This window comes from Aquicoccus sp., from assembly GCF_041686535.1.
Classification (GTDB): Bacteria; Pseudomonadota; Alphaproteobacteria; order Rhodobacterales; family Rhodobacteraceae; genus Aquicoccus.
This window is the reverse complement of the sequence record NZ_JAWLDS010000002.1, coordinates 48,618-65,077: the sequence shown is the minus strand read 5'-3', so window position 1 is coordinate 65,077 and position 16,460 is coordinate 48,618. Positions and strand designations below refer to the sequence as shown.

Here is a 16,460-nt window from a genome sequence, read left to right as displayed (position 1 = left end):
GGGATCAGGGTCGGGCAAGGCGGCGGGTATTGTCAATCGTGACGCGGGGGCGGCTACATCATCGAGGGCAGGTAGAGCACCAGCCCCGGAACCGCCAGAAGGAGCGCGAGGCGCACGATGTCCATCGCCCAGAACGGTGTCACGCCGCGAAAGATCGTACCGGTCGTGACATCGCCGACCACGCCCTTGAGGACGAAGACATTGAGACCCACGGGCGGTGTGATCAGGCTGATCTCGGTGACGACGACCACGACGATGCCGAACCAGACCGGATCGAAGCCGAGACCGGTGACGAGCGGAAAGAAGATCGGCACGGTCAGGAGCAGCATCGAGAGGCTTTCGAACACGGTGCCCAGCAAGATGTAGATCAGCAGGATCACCGCCATCACCATCCATGGCGAGAGGCCCAGTTCGGAGACCATGGTGCGCAGCGACTCGGGCAGGCCGGCAATGTTGACGAAGTTGGAAAAGATCCACGCCCCGATCAGCACCGCGAAAAGCGAGGCGGTGGTCATGGTGGTTTCGCTCAGCACTTCGCGGATGTCGGAGAACGACAGGCTACCCCGCGCCAGCGCGATCAGGAAGGCGCCCATGGCGCCCATGCCCGCGGCCTCGGTCGGCGAGAAAGTCAGCTGGATGGGCCAGAAATCGAGGATGCCGTAGAGGCCACCGATAACGAGACCGAAAAGCAGCAGCACCGCCCAGACACCGCGCAATGCACGCATCCGCCCGGCCCAGTCGGTCCGGATGCCGGCGGGGCCGGCCTTGGGATCGCGCGCGACGGTGATGCGCACCGCAACGAGGTAGAAGAGAATGCCCAGCGCACCCGGGATGATACCCGCGATGAAGAGCTTGCCGATCGAGGTTTCGGTGAGGATGCCATAGATCACCAGGATCACCGAGGGCGGGATCAGGATGCCCAGCGTGCCGCCCGCGGCGATCGAGGCGGTCGAGAGGCTGTCGGCATAGCCGAATTTCCGCATCTCGGGCATGGCGACCTTGGACATGGTGGCCGCGGTGGCCAGCGACGAGCCCGAGATCGCGGCAAAACCGCCACAGGCGACGATGGTTGCCATGGCCAACCCGCCGCGCATATGGCCCAGAAAGGCGTTGGAGACCGCGTAGAGCTCGCGGCTGATGCCGCCCTTGTTGACAAAAAGCCCCATCAGGATGAAGAGCGGCACCACCGAAAGCCCGTAGTCCTGGCTGGTGTCGATGATCAGCCGCGACACCATCGAGATCGCCCCGCGCCAGCTTGTCTCCATCCAGTAGCCGACGAGGCCGACAAGCCCCATTGCAAAGGCAATCGGCATGCGCAGCAGGACAAGCGCGAGAACCACGCCAAATCCGATCAGGGCTTCAGTCATTGCGGATCAGTCCCAGTTTGTTCGGTGCGAAAAGGAGGATCAGACCGCGCAGCACCATCACGAGGCCGGTGGCGAAGGTCATGATCGCGATGAACCAGCCCAGATAGAATGTCGGGATGTTCAGATACTCGGTCTGGTCGCCATAGGAGCGCGACCGTTCGGCAAGGACAATGACGCGGGTGGCCGGATAATAGAGCATCGCCCCACAGAGAACCGTGACCACCCCGTCAAGCAGGCGCTTCATGTGCAGCCGGACGAAGATCGGGTCGAGCAGGTCGACCGCGATATGCTGACCGCGGGCCGAAAGGAGTGGCAGGGCGGAAAAGACGATCACCGCAATGGCGATGCGGGTCAGTTCGGTCGCGGCCTCGATCGGCGCGTTGAAGGTCGAGCGCATGACCACGTCGGTAAAGGTCATCACCATCAGCCCGAAAAGGGCGATTGCGGCGACCGTCATCGGCACGGCGACGGAAAGCTGGACCAGGCGTTTCAGAATGGGCATGGGGGACCACCGGATCGGGAACGGGGCCGCGCTTTGCGCGGCCCCGTCCGGTTTGGGTTGGCTCAGTTGCCTTCCTTGGCCATCTCGGCCTTGACCATCTCGTAAGCGGCCTGCGCGTCGATGCCGGTATCGGCAATTTCGCCGAGGATCTTTTCACGCACCTTGGCGGCCATTTCGGCAAAGGTGGCCTGATCTTCCTCGGAAGCGAGAACGATCACGTTGTCCTCGGCCTCTTCGGTGGCGGCACGGGCACGCACGTCGGACGCATCCCATGCAGCGCCCATCATGCGGCTGAAGGGTTCGCCAAAGACCTTTTCGTCAAGCACCTTTTGCACGTCCTCGGGCAGGCTGTCGAACTTCTCCTGGCTCATCAGAACGGCAAAGGAGCCACGGTAGAAACCGCCGGGCATTTCATAGACGTTCTTGGCCACTTCGTTCAGCTTGAAGCTGATCCGTTCGCCCATGTTCATCGCAACGCCATCGGCGGAGCCGCTGTCGAGGGTTTCATAGACCTTGGGTGCGGGCACCTGGATGCCGACAAGGCCGAGCTCGGCGCCGACATCGGCCGAAACGCCGCCACCGAGGCGGGTCTTGAGACCATCGAGATCGGCCAGCGTGTTCACGGGCTGGTTCGAGTGGATCTGCCCCGGTCCATGGGTCGAAAGGCCGATGAGTTTCACGCCGCGATGCTCGTCGAGTGCCGCGAGGTGCTCTTCGTGGACGCGCCAATAGGCCACGGACGCGGCCTCGGCGCTGCCCTCGTAACCGGGCAGCTCGATGAGCTTGGTCGCGACGAACCGGCCCGGCTGATAGCCGTGGAAGATGATGGTCATGTCGGCGGCGCCGTCCATGACAAGGTCCATCTGCGCGGGCGGGGGCGCGAGGCCCATCTTGACCTCGCCGGTGATCTGCCCGTCGGTGGCCTCTTCCATCATGTCGACAAGCCCTTCGAGCATGTCGACATTGATCGGGTGCGCGGGTGGCAGCCAGCTCGAGATCACCATATTCTCCTGGGCCTGGCTGGCGGTTGCGGCACAGATCGCGAATGCGGCGCTGGCCATTATGCGTGTCAGTTTCATGTTGGTCGTCCTCCCGGTTTCACAGCCGTCGGCAGGGTCTCCTCCCCACGCGCGGCCATTACATGCAATTTCATATATTCACAGAATCAGTTTGCTGTGAACCTGAAATTTAAAATAATCGACCATGCGGTCGGTTATTCTGTCAAGTGATGTTTGAACACGATGACGCCGGGACAACGGGGCGGCCGCCCCTGGGTTGTGCCTCAGGCCCCGGACTCGCCGCGCGTTTGCTCGTCCGGATCGAGCCGGGCCAGAAGCGCCGCCAGCGCGGGTTTGAGTCGCGCACCGTCACCGCCTTCGAGCTGGGCAAGAAGCGCGGCTTCATGGGCGCGGGCGTCAGCGACGAGGGTCTCGGCGATCCTGCGCCCTTTTTCGGTAAGATGAACCCGCACCCGGCGGCGGTCGCGCGTGTCGCCCTTGCGAAGCACGAGACCGCGTTCCTCCATCTGGATGATGATTCGGGTCAGGCGCGATTGTTCGATCAGCGAGATCCGCGCCAGACGGGTGATCATCGCGCCGTCGCGGTCGTGCAGCCAGGCCAGCACCCGCCACTCCGGCACGCGCAGGCCGTGGCTGCGCACATGGGCATGGAACTGTGCGCTGGCGGCCTCGGACGCGGCGGCAAGAAGGTAAAGCAGGTAGTCCGAGACGAATCCCTCGTCCCCGGTTTCATCTTCGCGGGACGCTGTTTGTGGCGGTTGCATCCGGTGGTTCCTTTCCTTGCCCGTCCCTTCTTGAGCCGGGAGTGACGTGAAAAGTCAATGAAAACACCCGGTTTTCGGCCGGGAAGAAAACACTTGACCCAAATTATATGAATTTTCATACTTATTGCCAAGGGAGACGCGAGAATGACGAAACTTGACCTGATCGTTGCAGATCTTCGCCCGTTGACCGCGCGTATTTCGGAATTCACGCTGCAAGCGGCGGATGGCGGGGCCTTGCCGGATTGGGAGGCGGGCGCGCATATCCGGGTGGATGTCGATGGCGGCGACCGGGCCTATTCGCTGATCCGGTTTGCGCCCCAAGAGGACGGCGCCTACCGCATCGCGGTGCAGCGCGAGGATGACGGCGCCGGCGGGTCGCGGTTCATGCATGGGCTGAAGGAAGGCGACAGGATCAAGGCCGCGCCGCCGAAATGCGATTTCCCGGTGGCGCCGGGCGAGGCGGCGGTTCTGCTCGCCGGGGGGATCGGGATCACGCCGATGATCTCGATGGCCGCGGAATTGAAGGCGGCGGGCGTGCCGTTCGAATTGCATTATGCCGGGCGCATCCGGGGAGAGATGGGATTCGTCGATGACCTGGCGAATCGTTTCGGAGATGCGCTGCGCGTGCATTGCGACGATGAAGAAAGCGCGCTCGACCTTGACGCAATGATCGGTGCTCTGGGCGAGCGGCATCTTTACATCTGCGGGCCGCGGGGCATGATCGACGCGGCCCGAGGCAAGGCCGAGGCGGCGGGCGTGCCGCGCGCGCGGGTGCATGTGGAGCTTTTCGACAATGCCAGCGCGGCGGCCGGGGGCGACCGGGCGTTCGAGGTGGAAATCGCCTCGTCGGGCGAGGTCTTCACGATCCCGCCGGGACGGAGCATCATCGAGGTGCTGGAGGAAGGCGGGATGGACCTGATCCACGATTGCCAGCGCGGCGATTGCGGCATCTGCCAGACCGAGGTGATCTCGGGCGAGCCCGATCATCGCGACGTGGTTCTGTCGGAGGCCGAAAGGGCCGAGGGCAAGGTCATGCAAATATGTGTCAGCCGGGCGAAATCGGCACGGCTGGTGCTGGACCTGTAAAGGGAGGAAACCATGGGACGTTACACCGACAATCCACAGGCGGTGGCCGGGCTGGTGCGCGGACGCGAGGTGCATCGGGATGTCTATATCGACCCCGAGATCTACCGGCTGGAGATGAAGCACCTCTTCGCCAATGCATGGGTGTTCGTGGGCCATGACAGCCAGACCCCCAACAAGGGCGATTATTTCACGACGCAAGTGGGCGATCAGCCGGTGATCATGGTTCGCCACACCGACAACGAGATCAAGGTTCTTTACAACCGTTGCCCGCACAAGGGCACCAAGATCGCGATCGACCGGACCGGCAACACCGGCAAGTTCTTTCGCTGCCCCTATCACGCTTGGTCGTTCAAGACCGATGGCTGCCTTTTGGCGATCCCGTTGAAGAAGGGATACGAGGGCACCGGGCTTGAGGAGGCCGAGGGCAGCCGCGGCATGAAACCGGTGGGCGCGGTGCATAATCACCGCGGCTTCGTCTTTGCACGTCTGGCCGACGCGGGCATTTCCTTCGAGGAATATTTCGGCGACAGCCTCTCGTCGCTCGACAACATGGTGGACCGCTCGCCCGCCGGGCGGCTCGAGGTGGCGGGGCCACCGCTGCGCTACATGCACCAGTGCAACTGGAAGATGCTGGTCGAGAACCAGACCGACACCTGCCACCCGATGGTGGCGCATGAATCGAGCGCCGGGACGGCCGTGCAGATCTGGAAGGAGATGGGCTATTCCGAGGATGACCCCAAGCCACCAGCGATGGAGATCATCGCGCCCTTCATGAGCCCCTACGAGTTCTTCGAGAACATGGGCATCCGCACATGGCCCAACGGGCATGGCCATACGGGGGTGCATCATTCGATCCATTCGAAATACTCCGAGATCCCCGGCTATCTCGACGCGCTGAGCGAGAAATACGGGGCAGAGAAGGCGCAGGCGATCCTGGGCGAGAACCGGCACAACACGGTCTATTTCCCCAACATCATGATAAAGGGGCCAATCCAGCAATTGCGCGTCTTCATCCCATTGGCCGCCGACAAGACGCTGGTCGAGAGCTACATCTATCGACTGGTCGATGCGCCGGATGAATTGCTGGCGCGGACGGCGATGTATAACCGGATGATCAACGCACCCACCTCGATCGTGGGGCATGACGACCTCGAGATGTATGAGCGCGCGCAGGAGGGGCTGCATGCCGATGGCCTCGAATGGGTGAACGTGCAGCGGCTTTACGAGGAGGACGAGGATTTCGACGAGGAGCGCGTCGAGAACGGCACCACCGAGCGGCAGATGCGCAATCAGTTCAACGCATGGGTCAAGTTCATGACCGCGTCCATGCAGGGCAAGGAGGCGGCGGAATGAGCATCACGCGCGAGGACCTGATCGATTTCGTCTATGGCGAGGCCCGGATGCTCGACGAGGGCCGCTTCGAGGAGTGGCTGGAGCTGTGGCTGGAGGATGGGCATTACTGGATGCCGCTCGACTGGAAACAGGAGGATCCGCTGCATGTGACCTCGCTCCTCTACGAGGACATGTTCATGCTGCGGCTCAGGGTGCAGCGCCTGACCGGCGCGCGGACCTTCAGCCAAAAGCCCAAGAGCCGGTGTCATCACGTGCTCAACCGCCCCTTTGTCGACGAGATGGATCACGAGGCGGGCCGGTTCGTGACCAACACCAACATGCATTACGTGGAAACCCGGCTGGACGAGCAGTTCCTGCTGGCGCTCACGGCAGTGCATGAATTGAAGCTGGTCGATGGGCGCTTGCGGATCGCCAACAAGCGGGTTGATCTGCTCAATTGCGATGCGGCGTTCGGCAATATCCAGCTTTTGCCATGATCGCGAGCGATTGCCCAAGCGTTCACGACGCCTTTGCCGCCAGCGCCGCGCGCTGGCCGCGGCGTGACATGTTGAACGTGTTGCCCGAGACGGCGGAGATTTACGGGATCGAGGCGGGTGCGCTGAGCTATGGCGCGGCGCTGGACGAGGTGGCGGCGCTGGCCGGGCGGCTGGCCGAAGCGGGCTATGGCAAGGGGCACCGGGTGATGGTGCTCTTGGAAAACCGGCCCACGTTCTTTCTTTGGTTCCTTGCGCTCAACCGGATCGGCGCGTCGATCGTGCCGGTAAACCCGGACCTGCGCGCGGCGGAGCTTGCCTATATGGCGGGCCATGCCGAGCCGGTTCTGGCGGTGGCCCTGCCCGACCGGGTGGCGGAATTGCGACAGGCGGCAGACGCGGCCGGGGTGGTGATGCCGGTCATCGCGCCGGGCGATCCCCTGCCCACCCCACGCGCCGGCGGGGCGCTGGCCGGGGGCGCGGGTGTGCGGGCCGAGGCGGCGATGCTTTACACCTCGGGGACGACGGGCCAGCCCAAGGGCTGCGTTCTGCCGAACGAGTATTTCCTGATGGCGGGACGGTGGTATGCCGAAGCAGGGGGGCTTTGTGCGCTGAGCGAGGACGGCGAGCGGATGATCACGCCCTTGCCGATCTTTCACATGAACGCGATGGCCTATTCGCTGATGGCGATGATCGCGGTGGGCGGGTGCCTCACCGCGCTGGACCGGTTTCACCCGCGCACATGGTGGAAATCGGTGCGCGAAAGCGGGGCGACCTGCCTGCATTACCTCGGCGTCATGCCCTCGATGCTGATGGGCCTGCCCGAGAGCGACGCCGACCGCGCGCACGAGGTGCGGTTCGGGTTCGGGGCCGGGGTCGATCCCAAGCTGCATGGCGCGTTCGAGGAACGGTTCGGCTTTCCGCTGGTCGAGGCATGGGCGATGACCGAGACCGGCGCCGGGGCGGTCATCTGCGCCAACACCCTTCCCCGGCGGGTGGGCGAAAGCTGTCTCGGTCAGCCGGGGCCGGAACTGGAGATCCGCATTGTTGACGACGAAAACCGCGATACGGGCGGGAGCCCTGGCGAGTTGCTGGTGCGTCACGCGGGGGATGACCCGAAGCGGGGCTTCTTCGCCGAGTACTACAAGAACCCGGAAGCCACGGCGGAAGCCTGGGCCGGGGGCTGGTTTCATACCGGCGACATCGTGCGGCAGGAGGCGGATAGCGCGATGTTCTTTGTCGATCGCAAGAAGAACGTGATCCGCCGCTCGGGCGAGAATATCGCGGCGGTCGAGGTGGAATCGGTACTGATGCGGCATCCGCGCGTGCGGGGCGCGGCGGTGGCGGCGGTGCCGGACGCGGTGCGCGGTGACGAGGTGTTTGCGTGTCTGGTGGTCGACGATCCGGTGCCGGAGCTGGCCGAAGAGATCGTCGGCTGGTGCCTGACGCAGCTCGCCTATTACAAGGCGCCGGGTTACGTGGCTCTCGTGGACGCGCTGCCGCTGACCGCGACGCAGAAGATCCAGCGCGGCGAGTTGAAGGCAATGGCGGCGGGGCTGGTCGGGGCGCCTGGCACGGCGGACCTGCGCCACATGAAGAAGCGGAACGCGGCATGAGCAAGGGTTATGACGGCGTTGTGCTGACCTCGCCAGTGACGGTGCCCTATGTGCGCTTTGCCCATGAGACGGCGCATTGGTGGATCGCGCGGGGCCTCAGGGGCGCGCTCGATGCGGCGGGGATGCGGCCGGGCGATATCGACGGGCTGTCCGTCTCGTCCTTCACGCTGTTCCCGGATACACCTGTTGGCCTGACGCAGCACCTGGGCCTTTGTCTGCGCTATCTCGACACGATCCCGATGGGGGGTGCGTCGGGCGTGGTGGCGGCGCGGCGCGCGGCGCGGGCGGTGCAGGCGGGGGACGCGGACGTGGTGGCCTGTGTCGCGGGCGACATGAACCGGATCGATTCGTTCCGCCAGCTTTTGTCGGCCTTCTCGCGCTTCTCGCTCGATGCGGCCTATCCCTATGGTTACGGCGGGCCAAACGCGAATTTCGCGCTTATCATGGATGCCTACATGGCCGAGTATGGCGCCACGCGCGAGGATTTCGGGCGCATCGCGGTGGCCCAGCGCGACAATGCCTTGCGTAATCCCCATGCGCTGATGAAAAAGCCGCTGACGCTTGACGATTACATGGGCGCGCGGATGATTTCCGACCCGGTCTGCCTGTTCGATTGCGTGATGCCCTGCGCCGGCGCCGAGGCGTTTCTCGTGATGCGCGAGGATGAGGCGCTGCGGCGCGGCCTGCCCTTTGCGCGGATGGCCGGGACGATCGAGCGGCACAACGCCTTTCCCGAAGACCCGGTGCAGTTGCGCGGTGGATGGGCGGTGGATATCGACACGCTTTATGACAGTGCTGGGTGCGCGCCGGAGGATATCGACCTCTTGCAGAGTTACGACGATTACCCGGTGATCTCGATGATGCAGATCGAGGATCTGGGCTTTTGCGAGAAGGGGGGCGCGGTGGAGTTCGTGCGCGGCCATGACCTGACCGTAACGGGGGATTTTCCGCACAACACCAACGGTGGACAATTGTCGGTGGGACAGGCCGGGGCGGCGGGCGGCTACCTCGGCATTGTCGAGGCAATCCGGCAGGTGACGCATCAGGCCGGACCGACGCAGGTCGAGGGCGCGCGCCGCGCGATGGTCTCGGGCTTTGGCATGGTCAACTATGATCGCGGCGTCTGTTCCGCGGTGGCCATATTGGAGGGCGCGTGATGGTATTGGAACGCCCGAAACGCAAAGACCCGCGCAAGCGCAGTGTGGTGCCGACGCTGCCGCCACAGATGCGTTCGCGCGCGGCGCTCGGGCTGGCGGTGGCGGCCGGCGCGGGGCGGTTTGCCTTGCAGCATTGTGCCGAGTGCGGCGCGGTTCAGTACCCGCCGCGCGATGCCTGTCATGCCTGCCTCTCGGTCGATCTGCATTGGCGCGATTGCGCGCCGGAGGGCCGGGTGATGGCCGAAACGGCGGTGCGCGCCTCGCCCGACCCCTATTTCCGCGAGCGGCAGCCGTGGCGCATGGGAACGGTGAAGCTCGATGCCGGGCCGGTGGTCCTGGCGCACCTGGTGGGCGTGTCGCGGGGCGATGCCGTACGCATGGACCTCAGGCTCGACCGGGCGGGACAGGGGGTGATGGTCGCCCTGCCCGAGGAAAGGAACAGCGAGATGGAAGACGATCCGGTGTTGCGTGCGATGGGCACGCATCCGAAATATCGCCGCGTGCTGGTGAGCGATGCCACGCATCCGGCGGCGGTGCCCCTGATCAAGGGGCTGCTGGCGGCCGAGGCGTCGCATGTCTTTGCCGGTGTACCCGAGATGTGGCGCCGGCCGCACGGGGTTTCGGCGCTTGAGGGCATGGAGGGGGTGAGCCTGATGCCGCTCGACGTGACCGACCAATTGAGCCTGAAGGAAGCGGCGAGCGAGATCGGCGGCAAGGTCGATATCCTGATCAACACCGCGCGGCATGTGCGCCCGGGCGGCGTCCTGGGACAGGACGTGACCCATGCGCGCGACGAGATGGCAGTGAACGCGCTGGGCCTGATGCGGCTGGCGCAGGCGTTCGGGCCGGGGATGGCGGCACGCACGGCGGACGGGGTCAATTCCTCGGCAGCCTTCGTGACGGTGCTTTCGGCGCACGCGCTGTCGCCTGATCCGACCTATGGCGCGTTCAACGCGAGCCAGGCCGCCGCGCGCTCGGTGGCACAGACCCTGCGGGCCGAGTTCGCGCCAAGCGGCTTGCGCGTGATGTGTGTCTATGCCGGGCCGCTCGATGATGACTGGCACCAGCCCTTGCCGCCGCCCAAGGTGGCGCCGGAGGCCTTGGCGCGATCTATTGTCGATGGGCTGCAACGTGGGCTCGAGGATGTCTATTGCGGGGATGTGGCCAAGGATATCGCGGAGCGCTGGCGCCGCGATCCGGGCATTCTCGAGCGGGAAATAACGGGGGGACAGGGATGAGCGTTCTGGACAGCCTGACGGCGGCGATGGCGGGGGGCGCGGTCGAGGTTGTGGACCTGACCCACCGGCTCGACCCCGATTTCCCGGTGATCGTGCTGCCGCCCGAGTTCGGTCAATGCGCGCGGTTCCGCATGGAGGAAGTGAGCGCCTATGACCATCGCGGACCGGCGTGGAAATGGCACAATCTTACGCTGAACGAGCACACGGGCACGCATTTCGACGCGCCGATCCACTGGGTGTCGGGGCGCGACTGGCCGAATGGCGCAGTGGACGAGATCCCCGCCGAGCATCTCATCGGCCCGGTCTGCGTGATCGACTGTTCCGAGGGCGCGGCGCAGGACGATGATTTCGAGCTGACGCCGCAGATCATCGAAGGCTGGGAGGCCAAGCACGGGCGCATCCCGGCGGGGTCATGGGTGCTGATGCGCACCGACTGGTCGAAGCGGTCGGGCGCGGAGTATCTCAACATGGCCGATGACGGGCCGCATTCGCCCGGGCCGGTGCCGGATGCCGTGCGCGTGTTGGTGCAGCGCGACATTCGCGGGTTCGGCACGGAATGCGTGGGCACGGATGCCGGACAAGGCGCGCATTACGACCCACCCTTCCCTGCGCATTACCTGTTGCACGGGGCCGGCAAATACGGGCTGCAATGCCTGTGCAACCTTGACCTTTTGCCGCCCACGGGCGCAGTGCTGATCGCGCCGCCATTGAAGATCAGGGGCGGGACGGGCAGCCCGCTCAGGGTATTGGCACTGAGTCCGGGGAGTGCAGCATGAGTTGCGTGGCGGTCATCACGGGGGCGTCGAAGGGAATCGGCTTCGATCTGGCACAGCGTCTTCTGGACAAGGGCTATGCGGTCATCAACCTTTCGCGCAATGCGCCCGAGTTTTCCCATGAGCAGTTCGAGACGATGGCGGTGGACCTTCTCGATGCGGATGCGGTGCGGGACGTGGCGGCGCGGCTGGCGGATCGCGGGGTCACGCATCTGGTGCATAATGCAGGGCTGATCTGGCCCAACCTGTTGGAAGATGCCGAGCCCGAGGACATCACCGGGCTGGCGCAGCTTCATCTTGGGTCGGCGCTGACGCTGCTCAAGGCGGTGCTGCCGGGGATGAAGGAACGCGGTTTTGGCCGGGTGATGTTCAACGGCTCGCGCGCGGCGCTTGGCGTGCCGACACGCACCGCCTATGCGGCGACCAAGGCGGGCATGGTGGGCATGGCGCGGACATGGGCGCTTGAGCTGGCCCCGCACGGGATCACCGTGAACGTGGTGGCGCCGGGGCCGATCCGGACCGACAATTTCTGGGAGATCATCCCCAAGGGATCGGAGCGCGAGGAAGAGCTGGCGGGGCGTATCCCGGTGCGGCGGCTGGGCACGGTCGAGGACGTGTCGAACGCGTTCCTGTTCTTCTGCGCCCCGGAAAGCGGGTTCGTGACCGGCCAGGTGCTTTACGTCTGTGGCGGGGCGAGCGTGGGGTCGGTCAGCCTTTGAGGGGGCCGCGGGGCGTTGTCCGGCCGGGTGATGCCCTTTCGTCGTGCATGACCGGCATCGGGCGCATCCAGTTCCCGGGATGCACTCCGGTGTCCGGCCGTACTCCGGTTTGGTCATCCGGCCTTGTGCCGGGCCTGTGGCTTGGCTATTCCGATTCCAACATGTTTCCGGGAGGCCCATCATGACCAAGTTCGACAAATCGAAACTGCCCAGCCGTCACGTGACCGAAGGGCCACAGCGCGCGCCGCATCGGTCCTATTACTACGCGATGGGCATGAGCGAGGAAGAGATTCACCAGCCTCTGGTCGGTGTCGCCACCTGCTGGAACGAGGCCGCGCCCTGCAACATCGCGCTGAGCCGACAGGCCCAGGCCGTCAAGGGCGGCGTGAAAGAGGCACATGGCAGCCCGCGCGAATTCACCACCATCACCGTCACCGACGGTATCGCGATGGGGCATGAGGGGATGCGATCGTCGCTGGCGAGCCGCGAGGCGATTGCCGACACGGTGGAACTGACCATGCGCGGGCATTGCTATGATGCGCTGGTCGGGCTGGCGGGTTGCGACAAGAGCCTGCCCGGCATGATGATGGCGATGGTGCGGCTCAACGTGCCGTCGGTCTTTATCTATGGTGGGTCGATCCTGCCGGGCCGTGCGCCACAGGTCGACGAGATTCCCGAGGATTTCCGCAACCGCGACCTCACCGTGCAGGACATGTTCGAGGCCGTGGGGCGGCAACAGAACGGCACCCTCTCCGAGGCGGCGCTGGACATGCTCGAACGCGTGGCCTGCCCGTCGTCGGGGGCCTGCGGCGGACAGTTCACCGCCAACACCATGGCCTGTGTTTCCGAAGCGATCGGCCTCGCGCTGATGAACTCGTCCGGGATGCCCGCCCCTTACGAGAGCCGCGACCAGTATGGCGAGGCGTCGGGGCGTGCAGTGATGAACCTGCTTGAGAAGAACATCCGCGCGCGCGACGTGGTCACGCTCAAGAGCTTGCAGAACGCTGCCCGCGTGGTGGCCTGCACCGGGGGAAGCACCAATGCCGGGCTGCACCTGCCCGCCATTGCCCACGAGGCGGGGATCGACTTCTTCCTCGAAGATGTCTGCGAGATCTTCCGCGACACGCCCTATTTCGTCGATCTCAAGCCCGGCGGGCAATTCGTGGCCAAGGACCTCTACGATGCCGGCGGCATCCCGGTAGTGATGAAGGAATTGCGCAAGGCAGGGCTGATCCACGAGGATTGCATGACCGCAAGCGGCATGAGCATCGGCGAAGAACTCGACATGATCGACCGCGAGGCCGATGGCCGCGTGATATACCCGATCGAGAACCCGCTCACCAGGACCGGTGGCGTCGTCGGCCTCAAGGGCAATCTCGCGCCGGAGGGGGCTATCGTCAAGGTCGCGGGAATCGCGCCCGAAAACCAGGTCTTTACCGGGCCCGCCCGCGTTTTCGAATGCGAGGAAGATGCCTTCGCGGCCGTGAAGGCACGCGGCTACGAGGAGGGCGAGGTGATCGTCATCCGCAACGAGGGCCCGGCAGGCGGCCCCGGCATGCGCGAGATGCTGGCCACAACCGCCGCGCTTTCGGGCCAGGGCATGGGCAAGAAGGTCGCACTCATCACCGACGGGCGGTTCTCGGGGGCAACGCGGGGGTTCTGCGTGGGTCATGTCGGGCCGGAGGCCGCCCATGGCGGGCCGATCGCGATGCTCAGGAATGGTGACATGATCACCATCGACGCGATCAAGGGCGAACTTTCGGTCGACGTTTCGGACGAGGAACTCGAGGCGCGCAAGGCCGAGTGGAAAGGCCCGCGCGAGACGATCTATGCCAGCGGCGCGATCTGGAAATTCGCCCAGCAGGTTGGCGCGACCTACAAGGGTGCGGTGACCCATCCTGGTGGCAAGGCCGAGAAGCATGTCTACATGGACCTCTAGAGCCGGTTTTTCCGGGCGCATCGGGCGCCCGGGCCTTGCGCTTGGGCTGGTTCTGTTTCTGGGCGGCTGTCTCGGCGAAGGCAGCGGTCAGGGGGGTGGGTTTTTCGAGGCGTTGTCAACCCGGGCGCCCGAAGCAGAACCACTCGGCCGGGCAAAGCTGGCCGGAGGGCAGGTCATCGTGGCCGGGCCGACCGGCTATTGCGTGGATCCGAGTTCTCTGGATGCGCGCCCGTCTGGCGGGTTCGCCCTGATCGGGGCATGTTCGGCACTGGGCAGCACCGAGCCATGGCAAGAGCCCGTGGTGATGACGGTGCAGGTGCAACGCCGGCCGTCGCGACAGGCGCCACCGGATGCACAGGCGCTGGCCGAAGCGGTCGCGCCGCTCCGGGTCATTTCACAGGAGGACGGAGAGGGCATATCGCTTGTTCAACTGGCCGAAGGCGGGGATGCCGCCCTGCCCGGCAGCGATCCGCGACATTGGCGCGGGACGATGATGATCAACGACCATACCGTGGCACTTTCGCTCTATGCGCCCGAGGGCAGCGGCGCAGCCGGGCGCGACGGGCGCACATTGCTGATTGCCTTTGCCGAAGCCATACTGGAAGCCAGTCCCGTTCGGGACCAATCGGAATAGATGGCCGCGGCACAGGGCGTTGCGTCAAAACGCGAGACCGCGCAGGGGATAGGCGCAGACCAGTGACGCGAACGGCCACGCGGAAATGTTTCACTATTTGTTTCAATGACCCCTTTTCGTTAAATCTGTTTCCGGTAAGACTGTTCCAGGAATTTCAGACAGGATGCGACAGGCAACCGACCCCCGGCAGAGATGGTGAAATTGGGCAACGGAATCGTCAAAAAGCTGCTGCACGAGGCAACGGTCCGGCGTTGGGCACGTGTCGCGCGCGAGGCCGGTTCGACCGATCTGTCGCTCTTGCGGACGCAGCGCGGGCGCGCACGGCGGCTCAAGTCGCATCTCGACAAGCTGATCCATGTCTCGGAAAGCCGGCTGGCGCTTCCGCTCATCGGCTCGCACGCCTTTCCAAGGCCGCATGATTCCGACTGGGCATGGCGGCCCGAACTTTGGCGTGGCCCCTTGCCCGTGCCGGGGATGTCGTCGGTCGCGACCAAGAGCATGCTGGGCAACGAGGTGACACTGTTTCACGATTGCAAACGCTCGGAACTGACCCTGCGCCAGTTGCGCAACCGGCGCGAGGCGGATCTTGCGCCGTTCGGCCTGCGCATGGACGTGTTCAATTTCGACGGCTCGTTCCTGTCGCTCGTGGTCGATCTGCCCGAGGAGGCGGCGCAGGGACTCAAGCGCAAGCATCTGATCCGTGTGGATGCGATCGTCGAGATGGAAAAGCCGCTGGAGATCTTTGCCCGGCTCAACGTGAAACACGGGCCCAATACCGAGCAGATCGTGCGTGAATTGCCGCTTGGTGCTGAAGAGGTCATGGTCGAGTTCGACCTGGCCTATACCAAGCTGAACGAAAAACGGGTCGACAAGCTTTGGCTCGATCTTATCTTCGAAGGGCCGCAGATGAACCAGGTCACGCTGCGTGACCTGACGTTCAGTCGGCGCCCGCGGGCCGAGTTATAGGGGGTGTGATGGGTGATCTGAGCCTGACCAAGACGCGGATGAAGGAAGGGGTCTGGGAGGGTCTCTTGCAGCGCGAGGGCGAAGAGGATGCGCCGCCGGAGATTACCGTGACGCTGGACGAGGAACCGATTTCGGGGGTCGAGGTGATCCCGGATCGGGCCGGGGCCTGGGTGTTGCGCGTGGCGGTGCCCGCCACGGCGATCGCTGACGGGGTGCAGACATTCCTGATCCGCGACAAGGCGGCGGATGAGAAGCTTGGGTCGTTCACCCTACTCGCGGGCGAGGCGCTGGACGACGACATCCGCGCCGAAATCGACCTCCTTCGCGCCGAGCTGGACATGCTCAAGCGCGCATTTCGACGGCATTGCCTTGAGACGATGTAGCACGGGGAACGGGGCCCCCGCAGGATGAAGAGGGATGACGAATGATCACCGAAATCGTGCAGTTCGACCTGCCCGCGGGCATGACGCGCGACGAGGCGGTGGCGCTTTACCAGGGAACGGTGCCGCGTTGGGAAGCCAACGAGAAGCTGGTGCGGAAATACTATCTCTTCGACGCCGAGGCGGGGATTGGCGGCGGGGTCTATCTGTGGCCGTCGGTCGAGGATGCGAAGGCGGCACATGACGCGGCATGGTGCGACATGGCCGAAAAAACCTATGGGAGCCGGCCGCGGTTCCAGTATTTCGAAACCCCATTGATTGTCGACAACGCGCGGTAGGCGCGGCCGGCGCGGCCGCCAACGCAATACCGGTCAGGCGAGGCGTTTCGGGCCTCCGGGTCTGGTGGCTGGTGCTTGACGCTGCGTTGAGGGGTGACAGGTGATCCGCCGGATTGCAATGTGGCCTGCGCAAAGG

General features: G+C 64.8%; 17 protein-coding genes. 13 read left to right on the top strand and 4 right to left on the bottom strand.

The window, feature by feature from the left end; genetic code table 11:
* Positions 1-53 precede the first annotated feature (53 nt).
* From ACESL9_RS01080 to ACESL9_RS01065, 4 genes are all read right to left on the bottom strand, one after another.
* Positions 54-1,367: a TRAP transporter large permease gene (locus ACESL9_RS01080; protein WP_372610637.1), complete on the bottom strand. Its 1,314-nt coding sequence runs from the start codon at positions 1,365-1,367 to the stop codon at positions 54-56.
* Positions 1,360-1,869 (bottom strand): TRAP transporter small permease, encoded by a 510-nt coding sequence (locus tag ACESL9_RS01075; protein WP_372610635.1) that lies wholly within the window; start codon positions 1,867-1,869, stop codon positions 1,360-1,362. The genes ACESL9_RS01080 and ACESL9_RS01075 overlap by 8 nt, the downstream gene beginning before the upstream one ends.
* Positions 1,870-1,931: 62 nt before the next feature.
* A complete protein-coding gene (locus tag ACESL9_RS01070) occupies positions 1,932-2,948 on the bottom strand; it encodes a TRAP transporter substrate-binding protein (protein WP_372610633.1) in 1,017 nt (338 codons plus the stop codon).
* Positions 2,949-3,151: 203 nt separating this feature from the next.
* The gene (locus ACESL9_RS01065) at positions 3,152-3,652 is read right to left on the bottom strand and encodes a MarR family winged helix-turn-helix transcriptional regulator (RefSeq protein ID WP_372610631.1); all 501 of its coding nucleotides are present in this window, start codon (positions 3,650-3,652) and stop codon (positions 3,152-3,154) included.
* 144 nt (positions 3,653-3,796) lie between these two features.
* Between ACESL9_RS01065 and ACESL9_RS01060 the strand changes: the two genes are divergently transcribed.
* From ACESL9_RS01060 to ACESL9_RS01000, 13 genes are all read left to right on the top strand, one after another.
* The gene (locus ACESL9_RS01060; protein ID WP_372610629.1) at positions 3,797-4,738 is read left to right on the top strand and encodes a PDR/VanB family oxidoreductase; all 942 of its coding nucleotides are present in this window, start codon (positions 3,797-3,799) and stop codon (positions 4,736-4,738) included.
* A gap of 12 nt (positions 4,739-4,750) precedes the next feature.
* On the top strand, positions 4,751-6,091 hold the full coding sequence (locus tag ACESL9_RS01055) for an aromatic ring-hydroxylating dioxygenase subunit alpha (RefSeq protein ID WP_372610627.1): 1,341 nt from the start codon (positions 4,751-4,753) through the stop codon (positions 6,089-6,091).
* Positions 6,088-6,567: an aromatic-ring-hydroxylating dioxygenase subunit beta gene (locus tag ACESL9_RS01050; protein WP_372610625.1), complete on the top strand. Its 480-nt coding sequence runs from the start codon at positions 6,088-6,090 to the stop codon at positions 6,565-6,567. Before ACESL9_RS01055 ends, ACESL9_RS01050 begins: the two co-directional genes overlap by 4 nt.
* Entirely contained in the window at positions 6,564-8,180 is a 1,617-nt protein-coding gene (locus tag ACESL9_RS01045) for an AMP-binding protein (RefSeq protein WP_372674402.1), read from the top strand. Before ACESL9_RS01050 ends, ACESL9_RS01045 begins: the two co-directional genes overlap by 4 nt.
* Positions 8,177-9,337, top strand: a complete 1,161-nt coding sequence (locus ACESL9_RS01040) for a thiolase family protein (protein WP_372674401.1) — start codon at positions 8,177-8,179, stop codon at positions 9,335-9,337. Before ACESL9_RS01045 ends, ACESL9_RS01040 begins: the two co-directional genes overlap by 4 nt.
* Positions 9,337-10,575 (top strand): SDR family oxidoreductase, encoded by a 1,239-nt coding sequence (locus tag ACESL9_RS01035; protein WP_372674400.1) that lies wholly within the window; start codon positions 9,337-9,339, stop codon positions 10,573-10,575. Before ACESL9_RS01040 ends, ACESL9_RS01035 begins: the two co-directional genes overlap by 1 nt.
* A complete protein-coding gene (locus tag ACESL9_RS01030) occupies positions 10,572-11,351 on the top strand; it encodes a cyclase family protein (protein WP_372610617.1) in 780 nt (259 codons plus the stop codon). Before ACESL9_RS01035 ends, ACESL9_RS01030 begins: the two co-directional genes overlap by 4 nt.
* A complete protein-coding gene (locus ACESL9_RS01025) occupies positions 11,348-12,067 on the top strand; it encodes an SDR family NAD(P)-dependent oxidoreductase (RefSeq protein WP_372610615.1) in 720 nt (239 codons plus the stop codon). Before ACESL9_RS01030 ends, ACESL9_RS01025 begins: the two co-directional genes overlap by 4 nt.
* Before the next feature lie 181 nt (positions 12,068-12,248).
* Entirely contained in the window at positions 12,249-14,006 is a 1,758-nt protein-coding gene (ilvD, locus tag ACESL9_RS01020; RefSeq protein ID WP_372610613.1) for a dihydroxy-acid dehydratase, read from the top strand.
* Complete coding sequence (locus ACESL9_RS01015; protein ID WP_372610611.1) at positions 13,987-14,640, top strand: hypothetical protein; 654 nt, start codon at positions 13,987-13,989, stop codon at positions 14,638-14,640. Before ilvD ends, ACESL9_RS01015 begins: the two co-directional genes overlap by 20 nt.
* 192 nt (positions 14,641-14,832) lie before the next feature.
* Positions 14,833-15,606, top strand: a complete 774-nt coding sequence (locus ACESL9_RS01010) for a DUF6478 family protein (protein ID WP_372610609.1) — start codon at positions 14,833-14,835, stop codon at positions 15,604-15,606.
* 8 nt (positions 15,607-15,614) lie between these two features.
* Entirely contained in the window at positions 15,615-15,989 is a 375-nt protein-coding gene (locus ACESL9_RS01005; protein ID WP_372610607.1) for a hypothetical protein, read from the top strand.
* A 41-nt stretch (positions 15,990-16,030) separates the two neighbouring features.
* The gene (locus tag ACESL9_RS01000; RefSeq protein ID WP_372610605.1) at positions 16,031-16,324 is read left to right on the top strand and encodes a hypothetical protein; all 294 of its coding nucleotides are present in this window, start codon (positions 16,031-16,033) and stop codon (positions 16,322-16,324) included.
* The last annotated feature ends 136 nt before the right edge of the window (positions 16,325-16,460 follow it).

What these genes read in the sequence shown, in the direction of transcription:
- ACESL9_RS01025 (WP_372610615.1), top strand. Translation starts at nt 11,348, where the DNA reads ATGAGTTGCGTGGCGGTCATCACGGGGGCGTCGAAGGGAATCGGCTTC.
- ACESL9_RS01060 (WP_372610629.1), top strand. Translation starts at nt 3,797, where the DNA reads ATGACGAAACTTGACCTGATCGTTGCAGATCTTCGCCCGTTGACCGCG.
- ACESL9_RS01000 (WP_372610605.1), top strand. Translation starts at nt 16,031, where the DNA reads ATGATCACCGAAATCGTGCAGTTCGACCTGCCCGCGGGCATGACGCGC.
- ACESL9_RS01080 (WP_372610637.1), bottom strand. Translation starts at nt 1,367, where the DNA reads ATGACTGAAGCCCTGATCGGATTTGGCGTGGTTCTCGCGCTTGTCCTG.
- ilvD (WP_372610613.1), top strand. Translation starts at nt 12,249, where the DNA reads ATGACCAAGTTCGACAAATCGAAACTGCCCAGCCGTCACGTGACCGAA.
- ACESL9_RS01015 (WP_372610611.1), top strand. Translation starts at nt 13,987, where the DNA reads ATGTCTACATGGACCTCTAGAGCCGGTTTTTCCGGGCGCATCGGGCGC.
- ACESL9_RS01040 (WP_372674401.1), top strand. Translation starts at nt 8,177, where the DNA reads ATGAGCAAGGGTTATGACGGCGTTGTGCTGACCTCGCCAGTGACGGTG.
- ACESL9_RS01050 (WP_372610625.1), top strand. Translation starts at nt 6,088, where the DNA reads ATGAGCATCACGCGCGAGGACCTGATCGATTTCGTCTATGGCGAGGCC.
- ACESL9_RS01045 (WP_372674402.1), top strand. Translation starts at nt 6,564, where the DNA reads ATGATCGCGAGCGATTGCCCAAGCGTTCACGACGCCTTTGCCGCCAGC.
- ACESL9_RS01055 (WP_372610627.1), top strand. Translation starts at nt 4,751, where the DNA reads ATGGGACGTTACACCGACAATCCACAGGCGGTGGCCGGGCTGGTGCGC.
- ACESL9_RS01070 (WP_372610633.1), bottom strand. Translation starts at nt 2,948, where the DNA reads ATGAAACTGACACGCATAATGGCCAGCGCCGCATTCGCGATCTGTGCC.
- ACESL9_RS01065 (WP_372610631.1), bottom strand. Translation starts at nt 3,652, where the DNA reads ATGCAACCGCCACAAACAGCGTCCCGCGAAGATGAAACCGGGGACGAG.
- ACESL9_RS01075 (WP_372610635.1), bottom strand. Translation starts at nt 1,869, where the DNA reads ATGCCCATTCTGAAACGCCTGGTCCAGCTTTCCGTCGCCGTGCCGATG.
- ACESL9_RS01005 (WP_372610607.1), top strand. Translation starts at nt 15,615, where the DNA reads ATGGGTGATCTGAGCCTGACCAAGACGCGGATGAAGGAAGGGGTCTGG.
- ACESL9_RS01010 (WP_372610609.1), top strand. Translation starts at nt 14,833, where the DNA reads ATGGTGAAATTGGGCAACGGAATCGTCAAAAAGCTGCTGCACGAGGCA.
- ACESL9_RS01035 (WP_372674400.1), top strand. Translation starts at nt 9,337, where the DNA reads ATGGTATTGGAACGCCCGAAACGCAAAGACCCGCGCAAGCGCAGTGTG.
- ACESL9_RS01030 (WP_372610617.1), top strand. Translation starts at nt 10,572, where the DNA reads ATGAGCGTTCTGGACAGCCTGACGGCGGCGATGGCGGGGGGCGCGGTC.